The 18,136-nt window shown below is 61.9% G+C and carries 16 protein-coding genes; 9 read left to right on the top strand and 7 right to left on the bottom strand.

The genetic code is table 11. The features are described from left to right. Positions 1-66 precede the first annotated feature (66 nt). Genes folP through folK form a run of 3 tightly spaced genes read left to right on the top strand, consistent with a single transcriptional unit; the run spans position 67 to position 1,821 of the window. On the top strand, positions 67-939 hold the full coding sequence (gene folP / locus BM216_RS16705; protein ID WP_244530204.1) for a dihydropteroate synthase: 873 nt from the start codon (positions 67-69) through the stop codon (positions 937-939). Further along, positions 939-1,304: a dihydroneopterin aldolase gene (gene folB / locus BM216_RS16700; protein ID WP_093000332.1), complete on the top strand. Its 366-nt coding sequence runs from the start codon at positions 939-941 to the stop codon at positions 1,302-1,304. The genes folP and folB overlap by 1 nt, the downstream gene beginning before the upstream one ends. Next, positions 1,288-1,821, top strand: coding sequence for a 2-amino-4-hydroxy-6-hydroxymethyldihydropteridine diphosphokinase (gene folK, locus BM216_RS16695; RefSeq protein ID WP_177230809.1), 534 nt, complete (start codon positions 1,288-1,290; stop codon positions 1,819-1,821). The genes folB and folK overlap by 17 nt, the downstream gene beginning before the upstream one ends. Before the next feature lie 8 nt (positions 1,822-1,829). On the opposite strand, the gene BM216_RS16690 is transcribed toward folK, so the two are convergent. The 4 genes from BM216_RS16690 to BM216_RS16675 all read right to left on the bottom strand — a co-directional run bounded on the left by BM216_RS16690 (position 1,830) and on the right by BM216_RS16675 (position 5,627). Continuing rightward, a complete protein-coding gene (locus BM216_RS16690) occupies positions 1,830-2,387 on the bottom strand; it encodes a hypothetical protein (RefSeq protein ID WP_093000331.1) in 558 nt (185 codons plus the stop codon). 115 nt (positions 2,388-2,502) lie between these two features. After that, entirely contained in the window at positions 2,503-3,576 is a 1,074-nt protein-coding gene (locus BM216_RS16685) for a YcjF family protein (protein ID WP_093000330.1), read from the bottom strand. After that, positions 3,573-5,042 (bottom strand): YcjX family GTP-binding protein, encoded by a 1,470-nt coding sequence (locus tag BM216_RS16680; RefSeq protein WP_093000329.1) that lies wholly within the window; start codon positions 5,040-5,042, stop codon positions 3,573-3,575. Before BM216_RS16680 ends, BM216_RS16685 begins: the two co-directional genes overlap by 4 nt. A gap of 78 nt (positions 5,043-5,120) precedes the next feature. Then, the gene (locus BM216_RS16675; protein WP_093000464.1) at positions 5,121-5,627 is read right to left on the bottom strand and encodes a SixA phosphatase family protein; all 507 of its coding nucleotides are present in this window, start codon (positions 5,625-5,627) and stop codon (positions 5,121-5,123) included. A 253-nt stretch (positions 5,628-5,880) separates the two neighbouring features. Here BM216_RS16675 and dksA point away from each other — a divergent pair, with 253 nt between their 5' ends. Then, complete coding sequence (gene dksA / locus BM216_RS16670; RefSeq protein WP_093000328.1) at positions 5,881-6,300, top strand: RNA polymerase-binding protein DksA; 420 nt, start codon at positions 5,881-5,883, stop codon at positions 6,298-6,300. An 83-nt stretch (positions 6,301-6,383) separates the two neighbouring features. Here dksA and BM216_RS16665 read toward each other — a convergent pair whose 3' ends face one another. Next, positions 6,384-7,478, bottom strand: a complete 1,095-nt coding sequence (locus BM216_RS16665) for a flagellar biosynthetic protein FliO (protein WP_093000327.1) — start codon at positions 7,476-7,478, stop codon at positions 6,384-6,386. Between the two features lie 257 nt (positions 7,479-7,735). Here BM216_RS16665 and BM216_RS16660 point away from each other — a divergent pair, with 257 nt between their 5' ends. The 5 genes from BM216_RS16660 (at position 7,736) to BM216_RS16640 (ending at position 16,378) form a co-directional block, all read left to right on the top strand. Continuing rightward, the gene (locus BM216_RS16660) at positions 7,736-10,339 is read left to right on the top strand and encodes a cell cycle histidine kinase CckA (RefSeq protein WP_093000326.1); all 2,604 of its coding nucleotides are present in this window, start codon (positions 7,736-7,738) and stop codon (positions 10,337-10,339) included. A gap of 233 nt (positions 10,340-10,572) precedes the next feature. Then, a complete protein-coding gene (gene recA / locus BM216_RS16655; protein WP_093000325.1) occupies positions 10,573-11,661 on the top strand; it encodes a recombinase RecA in 1,089 nt (362 codons plus the stop codon). 193 nt (positions 11,662-11,854) lie between these two features. Beyond that, on the top strand, positions 11,855-14,509 hold the full coding sequence (gene alaS, locus BM216_RS16650; protein WP_093000324.1) for an alanine--tRNA ligase: 2,655 nt from the start codon (positions 11,855-11,857) through the stop codon (positions 14,507-14,509). A gap of 150 nt (positions 14,510-14,659) precedes the next feature. After that, positions 14,660-15,526: a tRNA 2-thiocytidine(32) synthetase TtcA gene (gene ttcA, locus BM216_RS16645; RefSeq protein WP_093000323.1), complete on the top strand. Its 867-nt coding sequence runs from the start codon at positions 14,660-14,662 to the stop codon at positions 15,524-15,526. Between the two features lie 27 nt (positions 15,527-15,553). Continuing rightward, positions 15,554-16,378, top strand: a complete 825-nt coding sequence (locus tag BM216_RS16640) for an inositol monophosphatase family protein (protein WP_093000322.1) — start codon at positions 15,554-15,556, stop codon at positions 16,376-16,378. 72 nt (positions 16,379-16,450) lie between these two features. Here the strand turns inward: BM216_RS16640 and BM216_RS16635 are convergent, their stop codons facing one another. Both BM216_RS16635 and grxD read right to left on the bottom strand, forming a co-directional pair. Continuing rightward, positions 16,451-17,656 carry a multidrug effflux MFS transporter gene (locus BM216_RS16635; RefSeq protein ID WP_093000321.1) on the bottom strand — a complete coding sequence of 402 codons (1,206 nt, stop codon included), beginning with the start codon at positions 17,654-17,656 and terminating at the stop codon, positions 16,451-16,453. A 121-nt stretch (positions 17,657-17,777) separates the two neighbouring features. Further along, a complete protein-coding gene (gene grxD, locus BM216_RS16630; protein WP_093000320.1) occupies positions 17,778-18,113 on the bottom strand; it encodes a Grx4 family monothiol glutaredoxin in 336 nt (111 codons plus the stop codon). Positions 18,114-18,136 lie beyond the last annotated feature (23 nt).

Raw genomic sequence — 18,136 nt, 5'->3', positions numbered from 1 at the left:
ATAGCCACGGCAAGCGCAACACAGAGGCAGCCAAAATTGCGTTACTTTCAGAAAGATGGATGGCCGGTGACATCATCGCGCAACAGCACCTGGCGCCTGGCGCATGGGCGAAAGCTGGCGCTCGGGACGAACAGCCACATCATGGCGATCGTCAATGTCACACCCGACAGCTTTTCCGATGGTGGCCGCTTTGACGATGTCGATCGAGCGGTCGCTCATGGACTGACCTGTATCGCCGAGGGAGCCGGCATCGTTGATATCGGAGGTGAATCGACGCGACCGGGTGCTGCGCCTGTCAGCGCGGCCGAGGAGCAGGATCGGGTATTGCCGGTGATCGAGCGGCTACGCGGGGAAACCGATGCGCTGATCTCGATCGATACCTACCGTGCCGAAACCGCAAAACTCGCTGTCGAGGCGGGGGCCCATATCATCAACGACGTCTGGGGACTGCGGCATGATCCGGCCATGGCCGGTGTCGTTGCGCAGACCGGCGCCGGTGTCTGTATCATGTACACCGCCCGCGGGCGGGACGATCACCATCCCGATATCGTCGCAGACGAGATGACGTTTCTGACGCGCTCGCTCGATACCGCGAAGGCGGCGGGCGTAGCCGAAGAGGCGATCGTGCTTGATCCCGGTTTCGGCTTCGTCGCCAGCCAGGTCAACGACATTGACCTGATGGCGCGGCTTGGGGAACTTCACGGGCTCGGCTTTCCGCTTCTAGTCGGAACATCGAGGAAGCGTTTCGTCGGAGCGCTTGCATCGCGCGAGGTGCCCGCCGAGCGGGATTTCGCCACGGCGGCGACGACGGCGATGCTGCGGCTGGCAGGGGCGACGATATTCCGCGTCCATAACGTGTCCGGAAATCTCGATGCGCTGAAGATGGCGGATGCCGTGCTCGAGAGCCGCCGGCGAATGCTCGAAACGGGGGCAAACTGATGGCCATCTACCAGATCACTTTAAAAAACTGTGCGTTTTTCGCGCGACATGGCGTCTTCGAGCAGGAGACGGCGCTGGGGCAGCGCTTCTTCGTCGACGTCCTGATGGATGTGGACGGTGGCGATGCGGTAGTGTCGGACGACGTCGAACAGACGGTGCATTACGGCCTGGCCTATGAGCTGGTGGAAAAGGTGATGACCGGCACGCGCCGCAATCTGATCGAGACGCTGGCGAAGGATGTGGCAGTGGCGCTGTGCGACTGGTCGCCGCTGATCCGTCGGGTGGAGGTCGCGATCCGCAAGCCGAGCGCTCCGATCGCCGGTATCCTGGACTATGTAGAGGTTCGCATTGAACACCACGCCTGACCCATCCCTGCAGATCGCCGCTCTCGGTCTCGGCGGCAATATCGGCGACCCGCCGGCTGCGATGAGCCATGCGCTGCGGGCAATCGACGCCCATCAGGACTGTCATGTGACGGCCGTTTCGCGGCTCTACCTGACCCCGCCTTGGGGAAAGACCGATCAGGCGGATTTCTTCAACTGCTGTGCGCTGGTCGAGACCCGGCTCGAGCCGGAAGACCTTCTCGACCTCTGTCTTGCGATCGAGAAGGACATGAAGCGGGTGCGCGACGAGCGCTGGGGCCCGCGCACGCTGGATATCGATATCCTGGCCTATGGCACGCGGGAGCTGAAAACGGAGAAGCTGGAGTTGCCGCATCCGCGGATGACGGAGCGGGCTTTCGTCATGTTGCCGCTCGCGGATCTCGCGCCGCAAATGATGATTTCGGGTAAAAAGGCCGAAACCTGGGCCGGCAGCCTGAATTCCACCGGCATCCGCATTGCGAAAGGCGACGGCCTCTGGTGGCGGTTGCCGGCAGCCTGACCGGCAGATTATTCCTTGATTGAGCCGACGGCGATCGAATCGAGATCGCGGTCGAGCGACAGGCCGATGACCGGAACCATCTGGTCGGCAACCTTCACCGAGATGGTGATGTTCATCTTGTTCTCGCCGCGCAGGCTGGCGACCATGGCGCCGTTGAGCTGGGCGCGGTTGATGCCCATGACGACCTTGTCGCCATTGACCGAGCCCGAAATAATATCGAGGCCCTTGCCCTCGGCGCCGTCCAGGAACTTGCCGGTGTAACCACGACCCTTCTGGCTGATGACCGCCGACATAGGCTGCTGGAATACGCCGACGCGGCAGGTGCCGTCGAGCTTCATACCTGTGTCGCCGCCCGGGGCCGGGCTGCCTGTCAGGTTGCAGCTGAACTTCGTGCCCTTGTATTTGCCGGCGACGATTTCGCCCGGGCCTTTCCAGACGCCGGAGACCTGCTGGAAGAACATCTGGTCGCGGGAGGCAGCCTCCGCCTGGGGCGCAAGTGCCGTTCCAGCGGTCGCTAGCGTCAACGCGGCGAGCCCGCCGAAAAGCGAAAAGATGCGAGAATACATAGGCTTTCCCCTGGGGACGTTCTTGCCGAATGGGCAATGTTTAGTGAGTCCGAAATTAGGGGAAAATGGTTAATGGTTCGTATCTTTTGGCTCCGTGCGATCTTTCGCGGGTGGTCTAATCGTCCTGTTTTCCGCCACCCGCGGCAACGATATCCGAGAGAAAATCTCCGATCCCGGGCCGCGGCAGCGCCCTGAACGGCAGCGGGCGGCAGAGGTCCATGGCGGCAATTCCGATTCGAGCCGTCAACAGTCCGTTGATGACACCTTCGCCCAGTCGGCGAGACAGTCGCGATGCCAGTCCATGGCCGAGAACCTGCTGTGCGAGGCCGTCGCCGACTGCAATCGAGCCGGTCACCGCAAGGTGAGCAATGACGTCGCGGATCAGACGGAGCAGTCCGAGCTTGCCGGGGCGGGCACCATAAAGCTCGGCCATCGCCCGCACGAGACGGGTTACCTCGAAAAGCACGTAGGCGAGATCGACGATCGCGCGCGGGCTTATGGCGGTGACCACTGCAACCCGTTTCGACGCGTTGAGGATGAGGCCACGTGCCTTGCGGTCGAGGGGCGAAAGCAGTTCCTTCTCGGCGAAGTCGAGCAGGTGCGGGCCGTCTATGATGTCATCCTTGGTGGCGTCCAGGGACGCGCGGCCACGCGCGGTCTCCGCGCGGTGACTGAGAAGGGAAGACAATCTATCCGCGACCTTGCGGGCCGGCCCCGGCAGAACGGATGCCGCTGCTTCCTCGGCTTCGGCCTTCAGGGACTGGACGGCGGCGAGCTTGGCGATGCCGCTGATCTCACGCCCGACGATGACCAGCAGGCCGAGGCCCGCCAGAGACAGCGCGGTGATCGCGGCATAACCCAGCCAGTCGGCTCGCGTGAAGAGATCGCGGATGATTTGGTCTGCCCAGAGGCCGAATGCCAGTGACAGGAACGTTCCGAGCGCTGCGGCGGCGAGACCGGCAAAGGAAAAGCGCCTGCGCGGCCTCGGGGTCGCCACCGGCAATGCGGCGGCATCGAGTTCGGCGGATGCGGCGAAAGGATCATCCGTTTCGGCAATAACGGATTCGGGCCGGTCGAAGCTCTTGGGGCCTCGCGGAACGGGCTTTACGGCGGTCGCAGGCGTTTCATCTTCCACCTGGAAGGCAGAGGGTCGACGGCGATCGGGATCGCGGGTGCTAGTCGGTCTCATGCGAGGCGGTCCCCCAGGAGAAACTGAAGTGCCCGGTCGAGCCGGATGTGGGGTACGGCGATCTTCATTGCGCCGGTTGCGTCATCGATTGCAGGCGGGCGGAACCGCACGAAATTGATGTCCGGCAGGTCCGGTGCGTCGCTGTCGAGGCTGCGGAACATGCGATCCGGGTCCTCGGGCAGGTCGCCCGGGAAGATTGCGGTCGTCTTGATGCCGTCGAAGCGCTCGCCATTGATCGTCTCGCCGGCGATCGGCGTGCCGACGATGACTGGGAGAAGATGACTGTCCTCCTTGACCCGCGCTTCGCGCGTGGCGCGCACGGATGCTACCGCCATCACTTCCAGCCCTGCGCCGGACATGCCGATGCGCTGGATGGCGCGATCGACGAGGCGGCTGGTCAGCCGTTCCAGGCGATCATGGCTTTCGTGATGCAGATGGTCGGCCTTCGTGGCCGCGATCAGCACCTTGTCGATGCGGCGGCCGACGAGCGACGAAAAGAAGCTGTTGTGGCCGGGGCGGAAGCAGGCAAGCACATCGGCAAGCGCACGCTCGAGATCGAGCAAGGCTTCGGGCCCGCGATTGATCGCCTGCAGGGCGTCGACCAGCACGATCTGACGGTCCAGACGGGCAAAGTGGTGCCGGAAGAAGGGTTTGACCACCACGGACTTGTAGGCCTCGTAGCGACGCTCCATCATCGCCCTCAGTGACCCTTTCGGCGCCGGGCTGTCGGGAATGCCAGCAAGAGGCGCAAAGGTCAGCGCCGGTGAACCTTCAAGGTCTCCGGGCATCAGGAAACGGCCGGGCGGTAGGGTCGACAGTGACCGTTCGTCAGATTTGCAGGCGCGCAGATATGCCGAAAAGGCTTCGAAAAGTCGCCGGGCGGTCATCTCGTCCGCCGGCGCATCCATCTCGATACCGGATGACAATTGCAGCCAGTCGCTCGCAAGTTCCCGGCGGATGCCGGTCGCCGCCAATTCGATGGTAGCCGCGCTGAAGGCCCGGTAATCCTGCGTCAGCAATGGCAGGTCGAGCAGCCATTCCCCTGGATAATCGACTATGTCGAGAGAGAGGCGGCCAGGGGAGAAGAGGCGGTTCCAGCCGCTTGCGCTCTGGTAGTCGATCGTCAGCCTCAGTTCGGAGACGGCACGGGTGGAGTCGGGCCATATCCTGTCGCGCACCAGTGCCTGGATATGGTCTTCATACTGGAACCGCGGAACAGCATCGTCCGGCTGCGGTTCCAGCCGCACGTCGGAGACGCGACCGGACCTCATGGCATCAAACAGCGGAAGCCTTCCGCCATTCAGCAGATTGTGGACGATGGACGAGATCAGGACGGTCTTGCCCGCGCGCGACAGGCCGGTCACTCCGAGCCTGATCGTCGGATTGACCAGCGCGGATGCCCGATCCGCGATGTTGTCGAGTGCGATGCGAGCGTCGTCGGTAAAACTGGTCAGCGATGGCGCCAATGCATGATCCCGGAGAAGTGTTTTTCCCTATATAGGACGCCGCCGAGGGCATGCAACGGCCCCTCATGCCGCCATTCGTCAGGGCTTCACGAAATCGTGCAGGATCCAGCCGGAGCCCTCCTGCGAGCGATCCGGCGCATAATCGAGCACCGCGATACCGGCCGTCGGATAGCCGCCGGCCAGAGCCAAGCGGCGAGCCGCACTACCGATAAGGCCTTCCAGAAGCTGGTCTATCGAAGGGTTGTGGCCGACCAGCATGACGGAGGCGTTGGACGACTGTCCGGCAATGATCGTCGCGTAGATTTCCGGCATGCTGTTATAGAGCGCGTCGACGAACTCGATCTCGAGGCTCTCCCTGACGGTTCTGCGAACGATTTCCGCCGTCTGCCGGCAACGAATTGCCGTCGAGCTGATTAGGCAGTCAGGAGCGTAGCCAAGGTCGATGGCCTTGTCGGCCACAAGCTCGGCTTCCGCATAACCCTGGTCGCTGAGCGTGCGATCGAAATCCCGGCCGCTGGCCGCGCTCGACGCCGCCTGAGCGTGACGCATCAAGTAAATCCGGGATGGATGAGGTTCGATCATCATGGCCCCCATAGATGAGAAAGCAATAAAACGCCTAGCGTTGCCGGGGGGTGAACGTCAACCTTCAAAAGGTCCCTAGAGTTGTGGAGAAAGATAGCCGGACAAATTCATCGGCGCTGTTAAGCGGTTAAAAAATAGCCACTTAGCTGATTTTTGTGACAATTTTAAAACTGCCTCAATCAGGGGCATGAGGCTTGAATCGTCCCCCGCTAATAGGGTATAGGGGCCGCACGAGATGTTCTTCAGGAGAATCGCGTTGAGTGAGAAGATCGATCTTAGCAATTATGTACTCTCGGAAAGCGATGAGTTCATGAATGCAAATCAGAAGGCATACTTTAGAGCTAAACTGATTGCGTGGAAAAATGACATCCTCAGGGAAGCGCGCGAAACGCTCGACCACCTGGCTGAGGAAAGCGCAAATCATCCGGATCTTGCCGACCGCGCCTCCTCGGAGACCGACCGGGCCATCGAGCTCCGGGCCAGAGACCGCCAGCGCAAGCTGATTTCGAAAATCGATGCCGCCTTGCAGCGGATAGACGACGGTACCTACGGCTATTGCGAGGAGACGGGCGAGCCGATCGGGCTCAAGCGCCTCGACGCACGACCGATCGCGACGCTGTCGATCGAGGCGCAGGAGCGCCACGAGCGACGGGAAAAAGTCTATCGCGACGAATAGTCGGCGCAGACACAAACAAAAAAGGCACGCTTGAGGGCGTGCCTTTTTTGTTGCTGAGGCAATGGCCGGATACCGGCCATTCGTTACTTGTCTCGGCTCGCCGACATTTCTCCGAAGATGCGAGCAACTTCCGCCTGCAGCGGCGGATCCTGTCGGGATGCGCCGGGAACCGGCACGGTCGGGCCAACGGTGGGGGCACCTGCCGGAGCTGGGTGGGGAAGCGGACGGCTGCCGCGGCCGATGAGGGCGGCGTCGCGGGCGGCAAGATTGGTCGCCATTTCCTCTTCCAGAATCCTTTCGAAATCGCTGCCCAGCGCCGTCGGGTGCTGGCCGACAGGCGGTGCAGGACGAGCGGCTGGTGCTGATGCCTGCGCCTGTGTTTGAGCCTGGGCATGAGCGGGCCGTTCGGCGAAGACCCTGTCGCGAGCGCTGTCGAGAAGCTTCGCCGCGTCGTCGAGCGCCGGAGCGGACGGCGTTACAATGATTTCCGGCGTGCGCTGGATGGGAACGACGGTGGCCGCAGCCGGGCCATTCGCGATTGGCGCCTGCGCCGGGGTCGCGATCTCCGGAATGACGGGTCCTGCCGGGGCGGCGACAATCGGCGTGCTCATGGCCACGGAGGACGGTGCTGCATTGACTGGCGCAACGTCGGCGGCAGGCTGTGCCGCTCGGATGTCGCGGGCAGGGGGCTCTTTCACCTGCTCTCGTTGCGGTTCGGTGCGCGGTTGCGGAATTGCAGCCGATTCGGCAGTGGCAGTCGGCCTGGTTACCGGGGCTTGGGCCGGGGCCGGAATGGATTTCGCAGGTGCTGCCAGGGGAGCGGGTCCACCCGAGGCCAGCGTGTGTGGCGTGTCGTGCGGCTGGCTGTCGGCCCCCTTGGTCTGCGGGGACGGTGAAATACGGCTTTCGATGACGATGTCGGTCGGGCCGCCGATCATGATCAGATGTTCGACGTCGTCGCGGCGAACCAGAACGAGGCGGCGACGGGTGTCGACCGCGGCGGCATCCAGGACCTGGAGACGCGGATTGCGATTGCGGCCGCCGCGGACGAATGGCGAAGGGCCGCGCCGTCCGCGCACTATCCACAGGATTCCGATGAGGCAGAGGAGTGCTGCGCCGACGCCCAGGACGGCCACGACCAGCCGTCCGCCATAGGCGCCAATCAGATCTTCGAACATGTCTTGTTACTCCTCATGCGAACTATACTGTCGAGCAGACGATTTTTTGACCGCGGAGGCAAGCGCGCGGACCGTTTGCCTTCGTTAATTATCACCCTGAGGCTGCACAGATAGGGCGCGGAACCGGCCTGTCCCGTGTTTTATCAAGTCGTGGAGCTTTTTGCGACATCCGCAAATTGCTAAGAGAGAATCGCGGGCTCACATTCGGTGCGCACCGCGGCTTCGGCGCCTTGAGCGCTGCGGAACGTGAGGTATTGATGACGAGGTCGCCGAAGGCCGGCAACGACGAAGCGCCGCTGGTCAATCGCGGAGCGCGCGGCGGCACTGCCGTACGGATCATCCTGCTGGCGGTCGTACTGCTTGGCGTTGCTATCGCCTTTGTAGTCTTCCAGCGCGCATTGGACAACGAGGTGGTGCTCGGCCTGCTCGGCATCCTTGCCATGGTCGGCATTTTCTTCATCGTGTCGTCACTGATCGGCCTTGTCGAAGTGATGCCGCAATCTCGTTCAGACGAGCTGGCGCGCAGTTTTCTCGCCAATCATCCGGACGGCATCGTCGTTACCGATGCCAGAGGCCGCGTCGTTTATGCGAATGCCGCCTATGGCCGCATGACGGGAGCCGCGAGCGGACGAAGCGTGCAGTCCCTCGAGACGCTGCTTTCCAAGACCCGCGAATCCACCGAGGCGCTCTATCGCCTGACGACAGCACTTCGCGAAGGGCGCGAGGGGCATGAGGAATTTCGGCTGCTGCAGCCGCTCGGCCGAAGCAATGGCAACAATTCGGAAGCCCATTGGTATCGCCTGAAAGCTAGGCTGCTCGGCACGGGCGGCGGCAGGAACGCCCTCGATATTTGGGAGATCACCGACATCACGTCGGAGCGGGACGATCAGGAAAGGTTCTTCCGCGAATTACAGAATGCCATCGATTATCTCGACCATGCGCCGGTCGGCTTTTTCTCTGCAGGTCGCAAGGGCGAGGTCTTCTATATCAATGCGACGCTGGCGGAGTGGCTGGGTGTCGACCTGACGAAATTTACGCCCCGTTCGATGAGCATGTCCGATCTTGTGGCGGGCGAGGGGATGGCGCTGATCCAGTCGGTTCAGCCCGCCCCCGGACTGAAGCGCACCGAGACGCTTGATCTCGACATGCGCCGCACCAACGGCCAGAGCGTGCCGGCACGCCTGGTTCACAGCGTTAGCGCCGCCCGGGACGGAGCGCCGGGCGAAAGCCGTACCGTCGTGCTGATGCGGTCGAAGAATGCCGAAGGCGACCAGTCGGCATCGGCAATGCGTTTCACACGCTTCTTCAACAATACGCCGATGGCGATCGCGTCTGTCGACGGCGACGGCAAAATTCTTCGGATCAATGCGCCGTTCCTGCGGCTGTTTTCCGGCGCGGTGTCGCGTGACGATGTCGATGCCGGCGTGCAGCTCGACCGGATCGCGCATGATGGCTCGCGCGAACAGCTCATGGATGCGCTTGCCGCTGCCAAGGACCGACAGGGCGATATCGCGCCGATCGAATCGCGCCATCCCGCCGACGAGAACCGCTATGTGCGCTTCTACGTCAACGCGGTGATCGACGAGAGCGACGAGGCGCCGGAAGAGGCGGCGATCGTCTACGCCGTAGAGACGACCGAGCAGAAGGCGCTCGAGACGCAGATGGCGCAGACGCAGAAACTGAATGCCGTCGGCACATTGGCAGGCGGCATCGCGCACGATTTCAACAACGTGCTGACGGCGATCCTGCTTTCTTCCGACCATCTCCTTTTGCAGGCGCGGCCCTCCGACGCGAGCTTCGCCGACCTGATGGAGATCAAGCGCAATGCCAACCGAGCCGCGGTGCTGGTGCGCCAACTCCTGGCCTTCTCGCGCAAGCAGACCATGCGCCCGGCCGTGCTCAACCTGACGGACGTCGTCGGCGACCTGCGCATGCTGGTCGACAGGCTGATCTCCGGCACCAACGTCAAGCTGGAGGTGGACTATGGTCGGGATCTCTGGCCGGTGCGCACGGATCTGTCGCAGTTCGAGCAGGTGCTGATCAATCTCTGCGTCAACGCGCGCGACGCGATGCCGGGCGGCGGTACGATCCTGATCAAGACCCGCAACGTGACCTCGCAGGAAGCTTCTGGCTTCCAGCAGGCGGAACTGCCGGCAGACGATTTCGTCATGGTCGAGGTCTCGGACAACGGGACCGGCATTCCGCCCGAAATCATGGACAAGATCTTCGAGCCGTTCTTCACCACCAAGGAAGTCGGCAAGGGCACGGGTCTCGGCCTCTCCATGGTCTATGGCATCGTCAAGCAGTCCGGTGGTTACCTCTATCCCGAATCGGAAGTGGGCCGGGGCACCAGCTTCCGGATCTTCCTGCCGCGTCATGTGCCGGATATCCTGCCGCAGGCGCCTGCTGCGGAAGCCGCTGCAGCGAGCATCGCGAAAATCGAAGCTGCACCCGCTGCCTCGACGGCAGAGCCGCTCGATCTTACCGGCAATTCTGCGGTCGTTCTCCTCGTCGAGGACGAGGAGGCCGTGCGCCGGGGCGGCAAGCGGATGCTGGAAACGCGTGGCTATACCGTTCACGAGGCAGGTTCGGGCACCGAGGCGCTCGACATCATGGATGAGCTCGAGGGCAAGGTCGACATCGTGGTCTCCGACGTGGTCATGCCTGAAATGGACGGGCCGACGCTGCTGACCGAATTGCGCAAATCCTATCCTGACCTGAAGTTCATCTTCGTGTCGGGTTATGCGGAGGACGCTTTCGCGCGAAACCTTCCGGCGGATGCCAAGTTCGGTTTCCTGCCGAAGCCGTTCTCGCTGAAGCAGCTTGCGGTGGCGGTTCGGGAGATGCTCGATTCGGAATGAGATGGCAGGTTCACCCAGCGCGAATCGCCGTCTCGGGATCGTTGCGAACTCTCTGATTTTGCGAATGTTTCTATTACGGCAGCTATACGTGAACGTTCGTAGAACGGAATGGAAATAACGATTTTCCCACAAGGGTTTAAATGACCCTTGCCAAATGAGAACAAAATGAGTACGAATATCCCATCGGCTGCTTGATTGCTTGCGCGGCGGCAATAACCTAAAGGTGGGATCTCATGGCACAGAACACATTGCGGCTCGTAGAGGAAAAAGGCGTGGATAAGAGTAAGGCCCTGGAAGCGGCACTATCGCAGATTGAGCGTTCCTTCGGAAAAGGCTCGATCATGAAGCTCGGGCAGAATGAGAATCTCGTCGAGATCGAGACGGTATCGACCGGCTCTCTCAGCCTCGATATCGCGCTCGGCATCGGCGGCCTGCCGAAGGGCCGCATCATCGAGATCTACGGTCCGGAAAGCTCGGGCAAGACGACGCTTGCGCTGCAGACGATTGCTGAAGCCCAGAAGAAGGGCGGCATCTGCGCCTTCGTCGACGCTGAACACGCGCTCGATCCGGTCTATGCCCGCAAGCTCGGCGTCGATCTGCAGAACCTCCTGATCTCGCAGCCGGATACCGGCGAGCAGGCTCTGGAAATCACCGACACGCTGGTTCGCTCCGGTGCAGTCGACGTACTCGTCGTCGACTCGGTCGCTGCCCTGACGCCACGCGCCGAAATCGAAGGCGAGATGGGCGACAGCCTGCCGGGTCTTCAGGCTCGTCTGATGAGCCAGGCGCTGCGCAAGCTGACCGCTTCGATCTCCAAGTCGAACTGCATGGTCATCTTCATCAACCAGATCCGTATGAAGATCGGCGTCATGTTCGGCTCGCCGGAAACGACGACCGGTGGCAACGCCCTGAAATTCTACGCCTCGGTGCGCCTCGACATCCGTCGTATCGGCCAGGTCAAGGAGCGTGAGGAAGTGGTCGGCAACCAGACCCGCGTCAAGGTCGTCAAGAACAAGATGGCGCCTCCCTTCAAGCAGGTCGAATTCGATATCATGTATGGTGAAGGCGTGTCCAAGACGGGCGAACTCGTCGACCTCGGCGTCAAGGCCGGTATCGTAGAGAAGTCGGGCGCCTGGTTTTCCTATAATAGCCAGCGTCTCGGCCAGGGTCGCGAAAACGCCAAGACCTTCCTGCGCGACAATCCGGAACTCGCCCGCGAGATCGAAATGTCGCTGCGCCAGAATGCCGGCCTGATCGCCGACCGTTTCCTCGAAAACGGCGGTCCGGATGCGACCGAAGGCGGCTCCGACGACGATCTGTAATCTTTGAGATAAGTAAGCGGTTCCGCCGCACTCGGGATATCCGCCAGACATCCTAGCCGCTTACGGTTGCCGGCCGCCATCTGAAGATGTGCGGCCGGTTTTTTGTGTTCGGCTGGACAGTGGTGGAAGTGGAAGATACAAGCCTCTGGACTTGAAATTATGGTACCGCATCGGCGGTTGAAAAGGGCGTAGCATGAGCGGCGTGAATGACATCCGGTCGACCTTCCTCGACTATTTCAGCAAGAACGGACACGAGGTCGTTTCGTCCAGCCCGCTGGTGCCGCGCAACGACCCGACGCTGATGTTCACCAATGCCGGCATGGTGCAGTTCAAGAACGTCTTCACCGGTCTGGAAAAGCGCCCTTACACCACTGCGACGACCTCGCAGAAATGCGTGCGCGCCGGCGGCAAGCATAACGACCTCGACAATGTCGGCTACACGGCCCGGCACCTGACCTTCTTCGAAATGCTCGGCAACTTCTCCTTCGGCGACTATTTCAAGGAGCAGGCCATCGAGCTTGCCTGGAAGCTGGTCACCGAAGGGTTCGATCTGCCGAAGAGCCGCTTGCTGGTCACCGTCTATTCCGAGGACGAGGAAGCTGCGACGCTGTGGAAGAAGATCGCCGGTTTCTCCGACGACAAGATCATCCGCATTGCGACCTCCGACAATTTCTGGCAGATGGGCGATACCGGTCCTTGCGGCCCGTGCTCGGAGATCTTCATCGACCAGGGCGAAAACGTCTGGGGTGGCCCTCCGGGTTCGCCGGAGGAAGATGGTGACCGGTTCCTTGAATTCTGGAACCTCGTTTTCATGCAGTTCGAGCAGACGGCTCCAGGCGAGCGTTCGCTCCTGCCGCGCCCGTCGATCGATACCGGCATGGGTCTCGAGCGCATGGCCTGCGTGCTGCAGGGCAAGCAGAGCGTATTCGATACCGACCTGTTCCGCACGCTGATCGGCACGATCGAGGACGTCATGGGCGTCAAGGCGGAGGGCAGCGCCAGCCATCGCGTCATCGCCGACCACCTGCGTTCTTCCGCGTTCCTGATAGCCGACGGCGTTCTGCCGTCGAATGAAGGCCGCGGTTACGTGCTTCGCCGCATCATGCGCCGCGCCATGCGCCATGCGCAGTTGCTCGGCGCGAAAGAGCCGGTCATGTACAAGCTCCTGCCGACGCTGGTTCAGGAGATGGGCCGCGCCTATCCTGAACTGGTGCGTGCCGAGGCGCTGACGTCCGAAACGTTGAAGCTCGAGGAAACCCGTTTCCGCAAGACGCTGGAACGCGGCCTGTCGCTGCTCTCCGACGCGACGACCGATCTCGACAAGGGCGACATGCTGGACGGCGAAACCGCCTTCAAGCTCTATGATACCTACGGCTTCCCGCTCGACCTGACCCAGGACGCGCTGCGCGCCCGCGAGATCGGCGTCGACATTGCCGGCTTCACCGACGCGATGGAGCGCCAGAAGGCTGAAGCGCGGTCGCACTGGGCCGGTTCCGGCGACAAGGCGACTGAGACCGTCTGGTTCGAGCTGAAGGAGAAGTTCGGTGCGACCGAGTTCCTCGGTTACGACACCGAGACGGCCGAAGGCGTGGTCCAGGCGATCGTACGCGACGGCAAGGCTGTCGATAGTGCTGCAGCCGGCGAGGATGTCCAGATCGTCGTCAGCCAGACGCCGTTCTACGGTGAGTCGGGTGGCCAGATGGGCGATACCGGTGTCATCTCGACGGATCATGCCAACGTGAACGTCTTGGATACGCAGAAGAAGGGCGAAGGCCTGTTCGTGCATGTGGCCAAGGTTGCCGAGGGCACGCTCAAGGTTGGCGACGCCGTGGCCCTGACGGTTGACCATGCGCGCCGTTCGCGCCTACGTTCCAACCACTCGGCGACCCACCTCCTGCATGAGGCACTGCGCGAAGTGCTCGGCACCCACGTGGCCCAGAAGGGCTCGCTGGTGGCGCCGGAACGCCTGCGTTTCGACGTGTCGCATCCAAAGCCGATGTCTGCGGAAGAGCTGCAGCGGGTCGAAGACATGGCGAATGCCATCATCATCCAGAATGCGCCGGTAACGACGCGTCTGATGAGCGTCGACGATGCCATCGCGGAAGGTGCAATGGCACTGTTCGGCGAAAAGTATGGCGACGAAGTGCGTGTCGTTTCCATGGGCAAGGCAATCGATGGCCCGAAGGCCGGCAAGCCCTACTCGATCGAGCTTTGCGGCGGCACGCATGTGAATGCGACCGGCGATATCGGTCTCGTTCGCGTCCTTTCCGAAAGTGCCGTCGGCGCCGGCGTTCGTCGCGTCGAGGCGGTGACGGGCGAGGCTGCTCGTGCCTATCTCTCCGAGCAGGATGAGCGCGTGAAGACGCTGGCCGGCGCGCTGAAGGTTCAGCCGTCGGAAGTCGTTGCCCGCGTCGAGGCACTGGTCGACGAGCGTCGCAAGCTCGAAAAGGAATTGGCGGATGCCAAGCGCCGGCTCGCCATGGGCGGCGGGCAGGGCGGTTCTGCCGATGACGTTCGCGAGATCGCCGGCGTCAAGTTCATGGGCAAGGCACTGGCCGGCATCGACGCCAAGGACCTCAAGGGCCTTGCGGATGAAGGCAAGGCATCGCTCGGTTCGGGCGTCGTGACGCTGATCGGCGTGTCGGAAGACGGCAAGGCCAGCGCGGTTGTGGCGGTGACGCCAGATCTCATCGAGCGCTTCAGCGCTGTTGATCTGGTGCGGGTGGCATCTGCCGCTCTCGGCGGCAAGGGCGGCGGCGGACGGCCTGACATGGCCCAGGCCGGCGGGCCGGACGGCGCCAAGGCGGACGAAGCGCTGGAAGCAGTGGCTGCCGCACTCGGAGCCTGAGTGACTTAGAAAAGCGGGCGATGCCCGCTTTTCGCTTTATGGCGCTACGCATTCATATCGATGTGCGAAAGGCGCGTTATATTAGGAACTACGTATCAGATCTTGAGAAACCGGTTGAGGGTTTTGGATCCGATGCAATGAGGGACAGGCATGGGCGTGAACGCCAATATCGCGGACGAGTTGGATGAGGTGGTCGACGGCCTGGTGCCGGCGCTGTTCAGGGAAGCGCCAAGCTCCGTTTCGTTCAACAAGCTGCGCAAGCGCTTGCTGCGGCAGGTGCGCCAGGCCTTCGACGATTTCGGCATGCTGAAGGACCAGAAGCGCTGGCTTGTCGGGCTCTCGGGCGGCAAGGACAGCTATTCGCTGCTCGCAGTGCTGCTCGACCTGCAGTGGCGCGGCTTGCTGCCCGTGGAATTGCTCGCCTGCAATCTCGACCAGGGACAGCCGAATTTCCCGAAACATATCCTGCCGGATTATCTGGCATCGATCGGCGTGAAGCATCGCATCGAATACCGAGACACCTATTCGATCGTGAAGGAAAAGGTGCCGGCGGGCGGAACCTATTGCTCGCTCTGTTCCAGGCTTCGCCGCGGCAATCTCTATCGCATCGCGCGCGAGGAGGGCTGCCAGGCGCTGGTGCTCGGCCATCACCGGGAAGATATTCTCGAAACCTTTTTCATGAACTTCTTCCATGGCGGGCGCCTGGCCGGCATGCCGGCCAAGCTGCTGAATGACGAAGGCGACCTGATGGTGCTGCGGCCGCTCGCCTATTGCGCCGAGGACGACCTGGCGAAATTCGCGGCCGCCATGGAATTCCCGATCATCCCATGCGACCTCTGCGGTTCGCAGGACGGTCTGCAGCGCAATGCGATGAAAGAGATGCTTGCCGATATCGAGACCCGCATGCCGGGCCGCAAGGACGCGATGCTGCGGGCGCTCTCACATGTGAACCCGTCCCACCTCATGGACCCCAAGCTCTTCGACTTTTCCGGCCTCTCGGCCAATCCCGCCGACTGATTTCAAGAACAGAAGATTGGATTTCGAATGACTTTGCCGCTCGACTTCACGAAGCTCGCCGACCTTTTGCGCCTCGCCGCCAAGACCGAGATTCTGCCCCGGTTCCGCAGGCTGGGAGGCGATGATGTTCGCGCGAAAAGCGAGCCTTCCGACCTTGTCACGGAGGCGGACGAGGCCGCTGAGCGGATGATCCGCCGCGAACTCGATGCATTCGCGCCCGGCGCGCTGTTCATCGGCGAAGAATCGGTCGCGGCCGATCCGGCTCTGCTCGGCAAGCTCGCGGATACGGATTTCGCCGTGGTGGTCGATCCGGTGGACGGCACGTTCAATTTTGCGTCCGGCATACCGGCATTCGGCGTCATGGCATCTGTCGTCTGGAAGGGCGAGACGGTTGCCGGGGTCATCTATGACCCGATGGGCGATGACTGGATCATGGCGGAGAAGGGCGCAGGCGCATTCCTGCGCCGGCCGGGCGGCGAGGCCATCCGACTGTCGGTCGACAAGCCGAAGCCGATCGCGGATATGGTCGGCATGGCATCCGCCGGTTATTTCTACGGCGACGAACGCGAGCGGATCCTCTCCAATCTCGCCAAGGTGCGGATGTTCGCGAGCTATCGCTGCGCGGCCCATGAATACCGCACCTTTGCCAGCGGCCATGTGCAGTTCGTGCTCTACAACAAGCTGATGCCCTGGGACCATCTTGCGGGCACGCTGATCGCAACGGAGGCCGGTGGTTATGTCGCTCGGCTCGACGGATCACCCTATCTGCCCCATCATGTGGAAGGCGGATTGCTGGCGGCAACCGACAAGGAAAGCTGGCAGGAACTGCGCAACGAGATTATCGGACATTGATCCTGGTCGGACAAGTAAAAAGAGAAAAGGCCGGATCGCTCCGGCCTTTTTCTTTGCAAGTAGTCGCTACAGTCAGACCCGCGGATTGTGCGGCTGGAAGAGTTTTCCCCTCTCGCCGATCAGCACGAACACCAGTCCGATCACCGAGACGGTAAAGAAACCGGCCACCATTGGTGTCGCCGTGCCGTTGAAGGCCTGGCCGATCGACGCACCGATTATGGCGCCGCCGACAGTGCCCATGAAGCCCAGTACGGACGAGGCCGTACCCGCGACATGACCGAGCGGTTCCATGGCGAGCGAGTTGAAGTTCGACGCGATGAGGCCGAACAGGAACATGGCGAGTGCGAAGAAGGTGAGGAACAGCAGGAAGGGCATCGGCTCAGACGAGATGAGCTGGACAGAAAGCCACAGGAACGTGACGCCGACGAAGCCTATCACCGCGCCGTGAGAGAGCCGGCGCATGCCGAGCTTGCCGACCCAACGGGAGTTGAGGAAGGCGGATACGGACATGAACAGTGCCACCGCGGCAAAGGCGACCGGAAACCAGACGCCGAGTTCGTAGATGCCGACATAGACCTGCTGAGCCGAATTGATGAAGCCGAACAGGGCGCCGAAGATGAAGGTACTGGCGAGCGTGTAGCAGAGAGCGACACGGTTGGTCAGCACGATCATGAAGCCGCCGAGAATGGACGAAGCGGTCAGCGGGCGCACGTCGGCAGGATCAAGCGTTTCCGGCAGGCGCTTGTTGACCCAGGCCGTGACGATGATGCCGACGATGGCGATGAAAACGAAGATCAGGTGCCAGTCGCCGAAGAACAGCACGAGCTGGCCGGTTCCGGGCGCAATGATCGGCACGATCATGAAGACCATCATGATCAGCGACATGACTTCCGCCATCGCACGACCGCCGTACACGTCACGGACAATCGAAACGGAGATGACGCGGGTTGCGGCCGAGCCGATCCCCTGGGTGAAGCGCAGGAGAAGCAGGCCCGCAAAGGAAGGGACAAAGACGACGGAGATCGCCGAAACGATGTATATGCCGAGGCCGATCAGGAGCGGCTTGCGGCGGCCGAAGCGGTCGGAAATCGGACCGTAGAAGAGCTGCGCTATGCCGAAGCCGAAGAGGTAGGCCGAGACGACATACTGGCGGTGGTTCTCATTCTCCACACCGAGCGCCGCGCCGATCTGCTGCAGACCCGGTAGCATGATGTCGATGGCGAGCGCATTGAGCGCCATCAGAGCTGCCATCATTCCAATGAATTGCACCTTGCCCATGCCCTGCAATTTGGCTGGCGTAGTTTGTGAAGAATTTGTCACAGCTCTTTCCTAAACAATGGGAAAGGCGCCGCGGGGGCGGCGCCTTCAAACTTGGCGGCAATAAGGGGTGCGGTGGCGATCAGGCAGCGCCGCGCACGCTCACTCCCTGGCCTTCGAAATGGGTCTTGAGTTCACCCGACTGGAACATTTCACGGACGATGTCGCATCCGCCGAGGAATTCGCCCTTTACATAAAGCTGCGGAATGGTCGGCCAGTTGGAGTAATCCTTGATGCCCTGGCGAATTTCGGCGTCGGCCAGGACGTTGACGCCCTTGTAGTCCACGCCGATGTAATCCAGGATCTGGACAACCTGGCCGGAGAAACCACACTGTGGGAACTGCGGGGTGCCCTTCATGAAGAGAACGACGTCGTTCGTCTTCACTTCGTTATCGATGAAATCGTGAATACCGCTCATATCTTATCCTTTCACATGCGGTT

Origin of the sequence: Rhizobium sp. NFR07 (genome assembly GCF_900111905.1) — a bacterium.
Taxonomy (GTDB): Bacteria; Pseudomonadota; Alphaproteobacteria; order Rhizobiales; family Rhizobiaceae; genus Neorhizobium.
The sequence above is the reverse complement of the archived record's forward strand: the minus strand, read 5'-3'. Positions and strand labels throughout refer to the sequence as shown.

Bases quoted from the DNA above. Each gene is read 5' to 3' on its own strand.
- alaS (WP_093000324.1), top strand. From the start codon at position 11,855: ATGAGCGGCGTGAATGACATCCGGTCGACCTTCCTCGACTATTTCAGC.
- BM216_RS16660 (WP_093000326.1), top strand. From the start codon at position 7,736: ATGACGAGGTCGCCGAAGGCCGGCAACGACGAAGCGCCGCTGGTCAAT.
- BM216_RS16635 (WP_093000321.1), bottom strand. From the start codon at position 17,656: ATGGGCAAGGTGCAATTCATTGGAATGATGGCAGCTCTGATGGCGCTC.
- BM216_RS16640 (WP_093000322.1), top strand. From the start codon at position 15,554: ATGACTTTGCCGCTCGACTTCACGAAGCTCGCCGACCTTTTGCGCCTC.
- BM216_RS16685 (WP_093000330.1), bottom strand. From the start codon at position 3,576: ATGAGACCGACTAGCACCCGCGATCCCGATCGCCGTCGACCCTCTGCC.
- BM216_RS16690 (WP_093000331.1), bottom strand. From the start codon at position 2,387: ATGTATTCTCGCATCTTTTCGCTTTTCGGCGGGCTCGCCGCGTTGACG.
- BM216_RS16665 (WP_093000327.1), bottom strand. From the start codon at position 7,478: ATGTTCGAAGATCTGATTGGCGCCTATGGCGGACGGCTGGTCGTGGCC.
- BM216_RS16675 (WP_093000464.1), bottom strand. From the start codon at position 5,627: ATGATGATCGAACCTCATCCATCCCGGATTTACTTGATGCGTCACGCT.
- grxD (WP_093000320.1), bottom strand. From the start codon at position 18,113: ATGAGCGGTATTCACGATTTCATCGATAACGAAGTGAAGACGAACGAC.
- ttcA (WP_093000323.1), top strand. From the start codon at position 14,660: ATGGGCGTGAACGCCAATATCGCGGACGAGTTGGATGAGGTGGTCGAC.
- folB (WP_093000332.1), top strand. From the start codon at position 939: ATGGCCATCTACCAGATCACTTTAAAAAACTGTGCGTTTTTCGCGCGA.
- recA (WP_093000325.1), top strand. From the start codon at position 10,573: ATGGCACAGAACACATTGCGGCTCGTAGAGGAAAAAGGCGTGGATAAG.